Raw genomic sequence first — 12,807 nt, 5'->3', positions numbered from 1 at the left:
ATATACTTATGATTTCTTTCTGGTCTAAAAAAACTATTTTAAATACCCTATAGAACAATGGTGGTAAAATGATTCCAAAAGAAGAAATAATGGGGATTTTTGAAAAGTATAACAAGGATGAGGTAACTATTGTTACGGTAGGAAGCCACACGTCCTTGCACATCTTAAAAGGTGCGAAATTAGAAGGCTTTTCAACGGCAGTTATAACAACAAGAGATAGGGACGTTCCGTACAAGAGATTCGGGGTTGCGGACAAATTTATATATGTTGATAAATTTTCAGATATTTCAAAAGAAGAAGTTCAACAGCAATTAAGAGATATGAACGCAATCATTGTTCCACACGGTTCATTCATTGCTTACTGTGGTTTAGATAACGTAGAAGATACATTTAAAGTTCCAATGTTTGGGAACCGGGCTATTTTAAGATGGGAAGCTGAAAGAGATCTCGAAGGACAGCTTTTGGGCGGAAGCGGTCTTAGAATTCCAAAAAAATATGGCGGACCTGATGAAATAGACGGACCTGTAATGGTTAAATTCCCCGGAGCAAGGGGTGGCAGAGGATATTTCCCATGTTCAACTGTTGAAGAATTCTGGAGAAAAATAGGCGAGTTCAAAGCTAAAGGTATCCTTACAGAAGATGACGTTAAAAAAGCACATATTGAAGAATACGTTGTTGGTGCAAACTACTGTATTCACTACTTTTATTCACCATTAAAAAATCAGGTAGAATTAATGGGAATTGACAGAAGGTATGAAAGCAGTATTGATGGGCTCGTTAGAGTTCCTGCAAAAGACCAGCTCGAATTAAGCATCGACCCTTCATACGTTATCACTGGAAACTTCCCTGTTGTAATCAGAGAAAGTCTCTTACCCCAAGTATTTGACATGGGCGATAAATTAGTTGCAAAAGCAAAAGAAGTTGTAACTCCTGGAATGCTTGGACCGTTCTGTTTACAATCATTATGCAACGAAAACTTAGAACTCGTTGTATTTGAAATGAGTGCAAGGGTTGACGGTGGAACAAACACGTTTATGAACGGAAGTCCTTATTCATGTCTTTACACTGGAGAACCATTAAGCATGGGTCAAAGAATTGCAAAAGAAATAAAATTAGCGCTTGAACTTAAAATGATCGACAAAGTTATATCTTAAATTAAATCTAATTTTTATTTTTTAAAAAAAGTATTTTTGGAATTTTAAAGTTATTTAAAATTTAAGAATTTATTATCTCTTTTATTTCTGTTAATTTCTCATTCATTGTTTTTTCGTTCTCTGCTTCTAAATTTAACCTTAAAAGCGGTTCTGTATTTGACGATCTCACATTAAACCAGAATTTATCACAATACAATGAAATTCCATCTAATTTTTCGATTTTACAAATGTTTTCGTATTTTTTTTCGATAGATTCAATTGATTTTTTTTGATCGACTACTTTGAAGTTTATTTCTCCGCTATGGAAATATTTTTTGTACATTTTTGAAATTTCTGAAAGTGGTTTTCCTTCTCTTTCAATAGCTTTTAAGATATAATTTAATGCTAATAATGGGCTTTCAAAGTATCCTGCTGATTTGAAGTAGAAGTGATTGCTGAACTCCCCTGCAAATTCCGCATCTATTTCATGCATCAATTTTTTTATGAAGTAGTGGCCAACTCTTGTTTTTACCGGAGTTCCCCCGTTTTTTGAAATTGTTTCAGGAACGATTTTACTGCATCTTAAATCATATACAATTTTTCCTTTTACTTCGTTTAAAATTTCATTTGATATTATCGCAGTTAGTATATCTCCCGCTAAAATTTCTCCTTTTTCATCGACCATTCCGATTCTGTCACCATCTCCATCAAAAATAAGGCCAAATTCGCAGGAGTTGGTTTTCACAGCTTTTATAATATCAATCAAACATTCTTTTTTGAGGGTATCAGGTTCGTGTGCAGGGAAGTTTCCGTCCGGAAAATCGTTAATAAATATTTTATTTTCCAAGATTTTTTCTAAAACCTTTTTTTCAGCATTGGTAGTTGCACCATTTGCAAAATCTACTGCAATTTTTCTATTCGTTTTTTCAATTTTTTCTGTGAAAAATTTAACGTATTCGCTTAAAATATCAACTTTTAAACTTTCCAAATCTAATTTTTCAATTTCCTTTTTCTGGTTTTCTGAAAGTTCAAACATTTCAAAATCGGGTTTTATTTCATCTACTGGAGAGAGTGGAATTGCACTGATGTCACACATTTTAAATCCAGTGTATTCTTTTGGATTGTGTGATGCGGTTAAAATTACTCCAAGGTCAAATTTTTTAAGAGTTCCAAAGTACATTAATGGTGTTGAAATTTCTCCAGCATAGTAAACTTTAGAATTTTCAAGGATGCCGTAAATAAATGGTTTTAAAAGTTTTTTTGAACCAATTCTAATATCATTTCCAACCATTATATTTTCATATTTTTTTCCGACAAGCTTTCCAAGAGAGTATGCAAAATTATCGTCTAAATCTTTTTCATAAATTCCCCTTATATCATACGCCTTAAATACCAATCTAAACCACCATTAAAATGTCGATAAAAAATCTATATGTCATTTATGTAAATTGGGATTAAATAACTTTTCAAAAAATAAGAATATTGTACCATAATTACTCTGAACAATGGTCGAAAATAAAACTACTCCCCACACACTCTGGAATGAGGTACTATTCTCTATATTAATATTTTTATAAAAATGTTTTGATTTAATAATTTGAAAAAAGGAAGTTTTATTGCAATCCTCAACTCTCAGATTGCAATACGTCTGGCTTTTGCGATTTAAACGAATTAAAATTAGTTTCTCAATTCAATTTCGATTTGAACTGTGTCAGGAATTCTAACTTTCATGATGTGTTTCATGGTTCTTTCGTCAGCTTCAATGTCGATAACTCTTTTGTGAACTCTCATTGTCCATCTGTCGAATGAAGATGAACCTTCACCGTCTGTTGACTTTCTTGTTGTAACTTTCAACGCTTTTGTTGGTAATGGAATTGGACCTGCCATGTCTACACCAGTTTTTTCAGCGATAGCTTTAATCTGGTCGCATACACCGTCTAATTCAACGTGTTGTGTGCTTGATAATTTGATTCTTGCTTTTTGCATAATATTCCTCTTTTTCCGTGTTTTAATAAGAAAAAAGTTAAGCTAATTATTTGTTTTTAGCTGTAACTTGGATTGCCATACCTGCAGCAACGGTCATACCCATATCTCTGATTGCGAATCTACCGAGTTGTGGGATTTCTTTAACGCTTTCGATAACTAATGGTTTTGTAGGCATTAATTTAACGATTGCAGCGTCACCAGCTTTTAAAAAGTCTGGGTTTTCTTCTAAAACTTCACCAGTTGCAGGGTTTAATTTTTTCTGTAATTCCATGAATGTACATGCAATTTGTGCTGTGTGTGCGTGGAATACAGGTGTGTATCCTACAGTTAATACTGATGGGTGTTGTAAAACAACGATTTGTGCTGTGAAGTCTGCAGCAACTGTTGGAGGGTTTGTTGTGTGTCCTAAAACGTCTCCTCTTTTGATGTCTTTTTTACCAACACCTCTTACGTTGAAACCAATGTTGTCTCCTGGTTCAGCGCTTGGTAATTGTTCGTGGTGCATTTCAACAGTTTTAATTTCTCCTACTGCTCCTGCAGGTTCGAAGATAACTTTGTCTCCTGGTTTGATGATACCTGTTTCAACTCTTCCTACTGGAACTGTACCTACACCGGTGATTGAGTAAACATCTTGGATAGGCAATCTTAATGGTAAGGTTGTTGGTTTTTCAGGTGGTTGGAATCCATCGATAACTTCTGCGAGTGTAGGTCCGTTGTACCATGGTGTTTTGTCGGATTTTTTGAATACGTTGTCACCGTGGAGTGAAGCAACTGGTACGAAGTGCATGTTTGCAGGGTTGAATCCAACCATTTTTAACAATTGGTCGCCTAACATCTTTTTCATTTCGTTGTAGTCAGCTTCTGAGAAGTTTACTGTATCCATTTTGTTGATTGCAACAGCTAATTGTGAGATACCGAGTGTTCTTGATAAGAATACGTGTTCTCTTGTTTGTGGTTGAATACCGGATTTAGCATCGTCAACGTTTACAACTAAGATAGCTGCATCAGCTTGTGAAGCACCAGTGATCATGTTTTTAATGAAGTCTCTGTGGCCTGGGCAGTCTACGATTGTAACTTCGTATTTTGGTGTAGGGAATTTTTTGTGAGCTACGTCAATTGTAACTCCTCTTTCTCTTTCTTCCTTTAAACCGTCCATAACGTAAGCAAATTCGAATCCAGCTTTACCTTTTTCTTCAGCTTCTTTTCTTAATCTTACGATTAACTGTGGGTCGATAGCTCCACCGTCTAATAATAATCTTCCTACTGTTGTTGATTTACCAGCATCTACGTGTCCGATAAATGCAACGTTAAGAATTGGTTTTTCTTTTGCCATAATCATTCCTCCATAAGAGCATATTTTTAGTCGATTTTTGTAATACCTTAGTGAAAAAGGGTATATATATTTTATGGTACCCTTTTATTCAGATTTTAACCCTTTTCTGTCTCTAATCTGTTTAACAACTTTAGGTTGGAGCTCTCCAGGTACTTTTTCAAATCCTGAGAACTCAACACTCCATAAACATCTACCTTGGGTAGCTCCTCTAATTGCACCAGCGAATCCAAACATTTCAGCAACAGGCACTGAAGATTTGATAATTGACATGTCCCCTTCTTGTTCCATGTCCAAAATCTGTCCTCTTCTGTTGTTGATTTCCTTCATACCGTCTCCCATGTAGTCTTGTGGGGTGTTGATGTAAACACTCTGCATAGGTTCGAGGAGAACTGGTTTTGCTTGGGCAATTGCATCCCTTACACCAAATCTTACAGCAGGGATAATTTGAGCAGGACCTCTGTGGATTGCATCTTCGTGGAAAGTTGCATCTACTAATCTAATTTTTACGCCCTGAACTTTTTCAGCTGCGAGTGGACCGTTTCTTACACCTTCTTTGAAACCTTCGATAATTAATTCTCTAGCTTCATCGAGTTGCACGATACCTCTTGTCATGTTTACAATCATGTTTCCGTTGTAAATTGACATTACTTTTTTAGCTTGTTCTTTGTCAAGACCCGCTTCAACTAACCTTGATTCACCATCAGCAGTGGTTTTCTTTTTGTAGTCTTCATCGTGGATTTTGCCTTCTACGTATGCAGCATAAACTGATTCATCCATAGGTTCTGCAATCATGTAGAGTTTGTTGTGTTTGTTTGGTGATTTTCCTTCAATTTCTGGGGATGTACCCATAATTGTTTCTCTGTAAACAACGATTGGTTCACCGACATCTACTTCAATTCCACCGTCTCTTCCGATTTTGGTGTTTGTGATAACTTCGATGTGGAGCTCACCCATACCGCTGATTAAGTGTTCACCGGTTTCTTCGTTGATTTCTACTCTTACCGTGTTGTCTTCTCTTGCAATCTGTCTTAAGATTTCAATTAATTTTGGTAAATCTTTAGTGTTTTTAGCTTCGATTGCAACAGTGATAACTGGTTCAGAGGTGTGAGTTAATGATTCAAATCCAGGTTCTAAGATTTCTGAAGGGCTGCATACTGTTTCACCAGCAGTAGCTTCTCTTAATCCTGTTAAAGCACAGATGTTACCAGCGGAAATGCTTGGTACCTGAACTCTTTCAGCACCCATGAAAATTGAAACTTGCTGAGCTCTTGCTTTTTGTTTGGAACCAACGAGGTAAAGTTCGTCTCCTTGTTTGATTCTTCCTGAAAACAATCTGCATGCGGAAATTGCACCAGCGTGTTTATCAACGATAATTTTTGTTACAACACCTGCAAGTGGTCCGTTAGGGTCACAAGCAACCATTGATTTACCGATAGCTGATTCAGCATCTCCTTTCCAGATGTTTGGAATTCTGTACTTTTGAGCTTGGAGTGGGTTTGGTAAGTGGGTGATCGCCATGTCGAGAATAACTTCGTGGAGAGGTGCCCTGTCAGCTAATTCTCCTTGTTTTTCTTGTTCACAGTAGTCAATAATGTCTTTGAATGAAATTCCTGATTTTTGCATGTATGGAACTGAAATAGCCCAGTTGTTGTATGCTGAACCAAAAGCAACTTTTCCAGTTACAACATCACATAACCATTCTTTTTTGAATTCTTCAGGAGCCATTTTTTCAATTAACTTGTTGACTTCTGCAATGATTTTCATGAATCTTCCCTGTAATTCTTCAGGGGTTAATTTCAATTCATTGATCAATCTGTCAACTTTGTTAATGAATAAAACAGGTTTAACTTTTTCTTTTAATGCCTGTCTTAAAACAGTTTCAGTTTGTGGCATAACACCTTCAACTGCACAACATACAACAACAGCACCATCAATTGCTCTCATTGCTCTTGTAACGTCACCACCGAAGTCAACGTGACCTGGAGTATCGATTAAGTTGATTAAATATTCTTTTCCGTTGTATTCGTGTACCATTGAAACGTTTGCAGCGTAGATGGTAATACCTCTTGCAGCTTCTTCTTCATCGAAGTCGAGTGCAAGCTGGTCTCCAGCTAATTCTTTTGAGATCATACCTGCTCCTGCAAGCAAGTTGTCTGATAAGGTGGTTTTACCGTGGTCAATGTGAGCACAAATACCCATATTTCTGATTTGGTCGTGCTTTTCCATTAAGTTTTTGACCTTTTCAACCATTTTTGCTCTTCTTCCCATATTCTCACTCTTTTATTTTTTGAGCAGTTCATAATATAAGAACTCTTGTTATCATTTTATGATATTGAGTTATGTATAAAGAAATATAAAAAGTATTTAGGTTTATCTTGCAGATTGTGCAACTCTTTCTTTTTCTTCTTTTTTCCTAACAGCAAAGCTTTTTTGCATGTCAGCTTTTGAAGCAAAGATTATTTCATCTGCTAAGCATTGAGCAACGGTTTTTTTGTTTTTGTGTGCGCTTTGTGAAGCACCAAGAGCAAGGTTTCTGAAAGCGGTGTCTAATCTTCTTGATGGTGAAACGTCAACGGACTGTAAGAATGCGATTCCCCCGTAAGAGATTCTTGTTGTTTCTTCTCTTGGTCCTGAGTTTTCTAAAGCATCAACTAAAACTTGAACAGGGTTTTCTTTTGTCCTGTTTTCGATGATTGTTAAAGCTTCTTCAACAATTGCCAAAGTTTCGTGTTTTTTACCGGTGTTGTGTTGGTTAGCCATTAATTTGTTAGCTAATCTTTCTACGATGTTCATTTTTGATTTATCAAAACTTTTCTTTGAGTTTCTTCCTGCAGTGTGCGGAACTAAAACTGGAGCTACACTGATGTAAGATTTTAAACTTGGGTCTTTAACTGTGACAGTTTCGCTGTCCCATTTACCAAATAATTTAATTTCCAATTTTTCACCCTTTTTTCTTTTTTAGATCTTAATTTATCTTTTAACTTTTTCCTGTCTTCCTCTGACAAGCTCTCTGATTGAGTTTTTACCAACCATTACCACTTTGTACCTAACTCCAGGGATATCCCCTTTAGCCTGTCCTGATGGACCACCGATACCTTCGATAACAACTTCGTCGTGTTCATCAATGAAATTGATAGCGTGGTTTCCAGGTGCAAATGCTGTAACTTGTCTACCGTTTTTGATTAACTGAACTCTAACACATTTTCTGATAGCAGAGTTTGGCTGTTTTGCTTCGAGACCTACTTTCTCAACAACAATTCCTCTTCCCATTGGAGCACCTTCTAATGGGTCAGCTTTTAATTTTAAGCCTAATTCTTTGTTCACGTATTTGTAGTGGTGCCATCTGCTTGCTCTTCTTTTTAAAAGTAATTTTCTTCCTGCGAATTCTCCTTTTGGAGATTTACTTCCTGCCATAAAATCACCTTATTGGTTTTCTTCAGCTTCAACATTTTTAGATGATTCTGCTGCTTTTTCAGGTATTTCTTCCTGTTTTGGTTTTTTATCGTTATCTTTTCTTAAACCAGCAACGACTTTGATATTTTTAACACCTGCAAGTCTTCCTGCAATGTCAACTGCTCTATCAATGTTTTTTCCTTTGTCCCCGATAACAGCTCTCCTTAATCTTGGGTGAACTCTAACGTAGACTACTAAATCGTCACTAAATTTTTTAGTCCATACATCTTCTAATTCGATTGGAGCAAAGATGTTTTTAATGAACTGTTTTACATCTTCTGAGTATTCGATTAAGTCTATTTTTTTACCGAATTTTTCAGTTGCATTTTTTACATTTTCGCCGCCTTTTCCAATTGCAGCTCCAATGTCGCCTTCCTTAACAACGAAAACAATTTTTTCGTCATCAGAAGTGCTATCAATCACGTTGGCACCAGTCATCTTTTCGAAGAGACTGATTCTCATGATATCTTCTGTATTAAGTTTAATTCTCATCAACCATCACCCACGGTTATTCTTCATTGTTAACGTTTAAAATAGCCGAGTTACCAGGTTCTAAAACCAACAATGCGGAAACAGGGAATGGTTTTCCACAGATAGCTCCAAGTTCGATTGAAGTTGCCTGGTGTGTGTAAACCGGGGTTTCTGAAAGTTGTGTGTAGTAAAAAATGTCTTCTTTAACGTCTTTAGCGCAGTTGTCTGCAATAATAACTAACTGGCCTTCGCCGTGTTTTATGTTCTTGATAGCCTGTTTTGTACCTAAGGCTACTTTTCCAGTGTCCACTGCTACTCTTATAGCTCTGTTTATGTCCATAATAGACCTCCTTCTCATTATGTTCTCCAGAGGGTTTTCCTATGCAATTTGGAAATTAATGTCCCTATGAATATACGAACTATTTAATAGTTACATGTTATTTTTATACCTTTGCATCCCTTAAGAACTCTATAATTATAATTAAAGATTCTAAGCGGGTATTATAAACAGTATAAAAACGATTATCTTAAAAATAATTAAAAAAGTATTAAATTATAATTCTTTTCCTTCTTCGTAAGTCTTGTCGATACATACGTCGATACAGCCTGTACCCATTGCGATTGGTTTTCCAACGATAATGTTTTCAACAACTCCACCGAGGTCATCAACATATCCTCTCATGGATGCAGAGTAGAGGTGTTTTACAGTTTCTTCGAATGCGGCTCTTGCAAGAACTGATGCTTTTTCACCACCAATACCGTGTCTACCGATTGGTTTTACAACTCCATCAGTACACATAAGGTCTGCCACCATCATCAAGTGTCTTTTATCTACTGTAAGACCTTGGTTTCCAAGGGTTGCATCCATTTCGTATATGATTGCATTTCTTGCAGCTTCGATACCTAAAACATCTTGAATTTCAACAATGTTGTTTGTCGTGGTTTTTGTTGTATCCACACCTTCAATATCAAAGACTTCTTTGATGTTTGAACCTTCACTGTAAAGGATGTATTCATCAACTTCTTTTCTAATGATAACCCTTTTGATGTTTTGCACGCCTTTCAAGTGGATTGCTCTAACTTTTGGAAGTCTTTTTCTTAATGCTTTCAATGAAGGGGTTTTGATTTTTAAATTGAGAACATTTTCATGGTCTTCAATTTTAAGTTTCATTTTGGATTTTATTGCTTCGATTACATCAGAAACAGTTAATCCTCTGCTTTCAAGCTGGTGCGTGTTTAATACGATTGTGATACATTCGTTTATCAAATCTACGCTAATGTCTTCTGAAACGGATTCAACATCTGTACTTTCAATGTTTTTTGCGACCATTGCTGCTTTTTCTCTGTCGCCTTTAAAGTCATCATTTAAGTAAATCGTCATTGTTGGAGTAGATGGCTCTTTTCTCGCATCTACAATTTCAATCATTCTTGGAAGACCAAGGGTAACGTTCAACTCCGCTACCCCTGCATAGTGGAACGTTCTCATTGTCATCTGCGTACCTGGTTCACCAATTGATTGTGCTGCAACAACACCAACTGCTTCTCCAGGTTCTACAAGAGTTCTTTCGTAAGCTCTTATAGTTTCGCTTATGATTTCATCAACGAGGTATTCTTCACTTATTTCTTCCTTTAAGATTTTTTCTGAAAGTTCTCTTTTTAACAATGGTGGCAGGACAGAATTTTCCAATTTCTTTTCTAAATCAGCCATTTGCATGTGTTTCACCTAGAAATAGTTTTAATTTAAGAAATTGAAAATAATTAATTTTCATATTTTGAATTAACTTTTGTGAATATTTTATCTAAATCTACACCTTTTCCGTGGTCTGCTTTTGCAGGGTCTACCAAGTCTTCCCCGTATTCAAACTGAACAACGAGTCCTCTTGAATCTCTTACGGTTCCATCGTATTCTGCTCTAATATCCTGTAAAGCGTTTACGAGTCTCCTCTGCATGTAACCAGATTGTGCAGTTCTGACTGCCTGGTCCACAAGACCTTCTCTACCACCCATCGCGTGGAAGAAGTATTCTGTTGGTGCCAATCCTTTTTTGTAACAGCTTCTAACGAATCCGTGTGATTTTGCATCTAAACTTCCTTTTCCAAAGTGCGGAAGGGTTCTTTCTCTGTAACCTCTAAAGACCCTACCACCCCTAACTGATTGCTGACCAACACTTGCAGCCATCATCGTAATGTTAAGGAGTGAACCTCTTGCACCGGTTCTTGCCATCAGCGCAGCATGGTTTTCTTTACTTAAATATTTTTCAGCAACGTTACCCGCCTGGTCCCTTGCTTTACCCAAAATCTGCATGATGTATGCTTCTCTGGATTCTTCAACACCCCTTCCCGGGAGGGATTCTAAAGTTCCGTTTTCGTATTTTTCAACGATATCTTCAACGTCCTGTTCAGCTTTGTTTAACAAATCCTGAATTTCTTGAATTGCTTCAGCAGGAATATCTTCATCGTCAATACCTGTTGTAAATCCTTTCAAAACCATTGCTTTTATCGACATTTTTGTTGCAGAATCGAGGAATACTCTTGCATCTTCTGAACCGAAGTCTTTTACGAGGGTGTTTAATATGATTCCAGCTTCTGAACCAAATCCGTTTTTATCGATTACTCCATGTAAAAGTTTTCCGTTTCTAATTACAACGTAAGCATCGTGTTCACATTCTTCTTTGGTACAGTTGTCACATTTTTTACAGATTTTTGCTCTGTACTGTAAACTCAATCCTTCTGGGAGGGTTTTACTGAATAATGATTTTCCGCTGTAATATTCGATGTTATTTTCAACAACATCTGGTTCTCCAAGTTCAACATTTAATCCAGAGCTTTTTAATAATGTTAAAGCTTCGTCTTTTGTAAATAATGAACTTGTAAGGATATATGCTCCTGAAATAAAGTCGTGAATTGCACCGATGATTGGACCACCAAATCTTGGGGAAACAATGTGTTTTTCAACGAGCATTAATGTTTCAGCTTCAGCTCTTGATTCTTCGGATTGTGGGACGTGAACGTTCATTTCGTCACCATCAAAGTCCGCGTTGTAAGGTGGACATACACACAAGTTGTGTCTGAAAGTTCTGTATGGGAGAACTTTTACTTTGTGTGCCATGATTGACATTCTGTGTAATGAAGGCTGCCTGTTGTACAAAACGATGTCTCCGTCTGAAAGGTGTCTTTCAATAACCATTCCGTCGGTTATATTCTCTACCCACATTTCTTTGTTGGCATCTGTAATTTTTATTTTATATTCTTCTTCTTTTCCGTCTTTAGTTTTAACTTTCTTAATAACGTAGTTTACACCCGGGTGGATGTCAGCTCCGTTTCTTAATAGTTCCCTTACTCTTTCAATGTTGTATGGGGTAACTTTTTCAGGAACAGTTAATTCTTTTGCGATTAATTTTGGAATACCAACTTCGTTAATACTGAGTCTTGGGTCAGGTGAGATAACAGTCCTTGCAGAGAAGTTTACCCTTTTACCTGCTAAGTTGTGTCTGAACCTTCCTTCTTTACCTTTTAACCTTTGAGCAAGTGTTCTAAGTGGTCTTCCACTTCTGTGTCTTGCTGGAGGAATTCCCGGTGCTTCGTTATCGAAGTACGTATTTATGTGGTACTGTAATAAGTCCCATAAATCTTCAATAATCAAGTTTGGAGCTCCACCGTTGATATTTTCCTCCAACCTCTGGTTAATTCTGATAATATCAACTAATTTGTGCGTTAAGTCATCTTCACTTCTTTCTCCACTTTCAAGTGTGATTGAAGGTCTAACGGTTACTGGAGGAACTGGTAAAACTGTTAAAACCATGTATTCCGGTCTTGCAACTTTTGCATTAATTCCAAGAAGTTTACAGTCTTCATTAGGGATTTTTTCCAAAATTTCCCTGACTTCTGATGAGGTTAACTGTTTTTGAGCTTTTCCGTCTAACTGGTGGTATGCAGTAGGTTTATCGTATTTTACATCTGCTTTTACTTCACCACATGAAGGACAGACGCTACCTTTTGCAGCTTCTTTTAATAAATCATCACAGAGTGTCCAAGGGTCTCCACCATCCTCTTCGAGTTTGGCCATTTTTTCTAAGTATTCATCCCTTTTTAGTTCTGTAATTGTAACTTTTCCACAGTGCGGGCACACTGCTTTTAAGATTTTGTAAATATCTTTTGCAAATCCAATGTGGATTACAGGTTTTGAAAGTTCAATATGTCCGAAGTGTCCAGGACAAGTTCCTACTCTTCCACTGCAGCTTTTACATACTAATCCCGGGTCAATAACACCGAGTCTGGTATCCATCAATCCACCATCAATTGGGTATCCGTCGTCATCGTAGGTGTCTGCGGTAACGATTTTTGCAACTGACATGGTTCTTATCTGTTCAGGGGAGAGCAATCCAAATGTAATATCTCCGATTTCCTTTGGAACATCAAATCTATCCATATG

The 12,807-nt window shown here is 36.8% G+C and carries 11 protein-coding genes; 1 reads left to right on the top strand and 10 read right to left on the bottom strand.

The genetic code is table 11. The features are described from left to right. The first annotated feature begins 68 nt into the window (after window positions 1–68). Window positions 69–1,154: a formate--phosphoribosylaminoimidazolecarboxamide ligase gene (locus ACS5L2_RS06570; RefSeq protein WP_459201223.1), complete on the top strand. Its 1,086-nt coding sequence runs from the start codon at window positions 69–71 to the stop codon at window positions 1,152–1,154. A 61-nt stretch (window positions 1,155–1,215) separates the two neighbouring features. On the opposite strand, the gene ACS5L2_RS06565 is transcribed toward ACS5L2_RS06570, so the two are convergent. From ACS5L2_RS06565 to rpoA1, 10 genes are all read right to left on the bottom strand, one after another. Further along, entirely contained in the window at window positions 1,216–2,529 is a 1,314-nt protein-coding gene (locus ACS5L2_RS06565) for a phosphomannomutase/phosphoglucomutase (protein WP_459201222.1), read from the bottom strand. A 281-nt stretch (window positions 2,530–2,810) separates the two neighbouring features. Further along, complete coding sequence (gene rpsJ / locus ACS5L2_RS06560) at window positions 2,811–3,119, bottom strand: 30S ribosomal protein S10 (RefSeq protein ID WP_012194059.1); 309 nt, start codon at window positions 3,117–3,119, stop codon at window positions 2,811–2,813. 46 nt (window positions 3,120–3,165) lie between these two features. Next, window positions 3,166–4,452, bottom strand: a complete 1,287-nt coding sequence (gene tuf / locus ACS5L2_RS06555; RefSeq protein ID WP_459201221.1) for a translation elongation factor EF-1 subunit alpha — start codon at window positions 4,450–4,452, stop codon at window positions 3,166–3,168. Between the two features lie 84 nt (window positions 4,453–4,536). Further along, entirely contained in the window at window positions 4,537–6,720 is a 2,184-nt protein-coding gene (locus ACS5L2_RS06550; RefSeq protein ID WP_459201220.1) for an elongation factor EF-2, read from the bottom strand. Between the two features lie 102 nt (window positions 6,721–6,822). Next, the gene (locus tag ACS5L2_RS06545) at window positions 6,823–7,389 is read right to left on the bottom strand and encodes a 30S ribosomal protein S7 (protein ID WP_459201219.1); all 567 of its coding nucleotides are present in this window, start codon (window positions 7,387–7,389) and stop codon (window positions 6,823–6,825) included. Window positions 7,390–7,422: 33 nt separating this feature from the next. Beyond that, window positions 7,423–7,866 (bottom strand): 30S ribosomal protein S12, encoded by a 444-nt coding sequence (locus ACS5L2_RS06540; protein ID WP_459201218.1) that lies wholly within the window; start codon window positions 7,864–7,866, stop codon window positions 7,423–7,425. 9 nt (window positions 7,867–7,875) lie between these two features. Continuing rightward, window positions 7,876–8,397, bottom strand: a complete 522-nt coding sequence (locus ACS5L2_RS06535; RefSeq protein ID WP_459201217.1) for a NusA-like transcription termination signal-binding factor — start codon at window positions 8,395–8,397, stop codon at window positions 7,876–7,878. 16 nt (window positions 8,398–8,413) lie between these two features. Beyond that, complete coding sequence (locus tag ACS5L2_RS06530) at window positions 8,414–8,734, bottom strand: 50S ribosomal protein L30e (RefSeq protein ID WP_459201216.1); 321 nt, start codon at window positions 8,732–8,734, stop codon at window positions 8,414–8,416. 195 nt (window positions 8,735–8,929) lie between these two features. Next, window positions 8,930–10,090, bottom strand: coding sequence for a DNA-directed RNA polymerase subunit A'' (rpoA2, locus tag ACS5L2_RS06525; RefSeq protein ID WP_459201215.1), 1,161 nt, complete (start codon window positions 10,088–10,090; stop codon window positions 8,930–8,932). Window positions 10,091–10,134: 44 nt separating this feature from the next. After that, window positions 10,135–12,804 (bottom strand): DNA-directed RNA polymerase subunit A', encoded by a 2,670-nt coding sequence (rpoA1, locus tag ACS5L2_RS06520; protein ID WP_459201214.1) that lies wholly within the window; start codon window positions 12,802–12,804, stop codon window positions 10,135–10,137. Window positions 12,805–12,807 lie beyond the last annotated feature (3 nt).

It is taken from the genome of Methanococcus mangrovi (assembly GCF_054506835.1).
Note: the sequence above shows the minus strand (reverse complement) of the source record. Positions and strands in the feature narration are given on the sequence as shown.

What these genes read in the sequence shown, in the direction of transcription:
- ACS5L2_RS06530 (WP_459201216.1), bottom strand. Translation starts at nt 8,734, where the DNA reads ATGAGAAGGAGGTCTATTATGGACATAAACAGAGCTATAAGAGTAGCA.
- tuf (WP_459201221.1), bottom strand. Translation starts at nt 4,452, where the DNA reads ATGGCAAAAGAAAAACCAATTCTTAACGTTGCATTTATCGGACACGTA.
- rpsJ (WP_012194059.1), bottom strand. Translation starts at nt 3,119, where the DNA reads ATGCAAAAAGCAAGAATCAAATTATCAAGCACACAACACGTTGAATTA.
- ACS5L2_RS06535 (WP_459201217.1), bottom strand. Translation starts at nt 8,397, where the DNA reads ATGAGAATTAAACTTAATACAGAAGATATCATGAGAATCAGTCTCTTC.
- ACS5L2_RS06540 (WP_459201218.1), bottom strand. Translation starts at nt 7,866, where the DNA reads ATGGCAGGAAGTAAATCTCCAAAAGGAGAATTCGCAGGAAGAAAATTA.
- ACS5L2_RS06570 (WP_459201223.1), top strand. Translation starts at nt 69, where the DNA reads ATGATTCCAAAAGAAGAAATAATGGGGATTTTTGAAAAGTATAACAAG.
- rpoA2 (WP_459201215.1), bottom strand. Translation starts at nt 10,090, where the DNA reads ATGCAAATGGCTGATTTAGAAAAGAAATTGGAAAATTCTGTCCTGCCA.
- rpoA1 (WP_459201214.1), bottom strand. Translation starts at nt 12,804, where the DNA reads ATGGATAGATTTGATGTTCCAAAGGAAATCGGAGATATTACATTTGGA.
- ACS5L2_RS06550 (WP_459201220.1), bottom strand. Translation starts at nt 6,720, where the DNA reads ATGGGAAGAAGAGCAAAAATGGTTGAAAAGGTCAAAAACTTAATGGAA.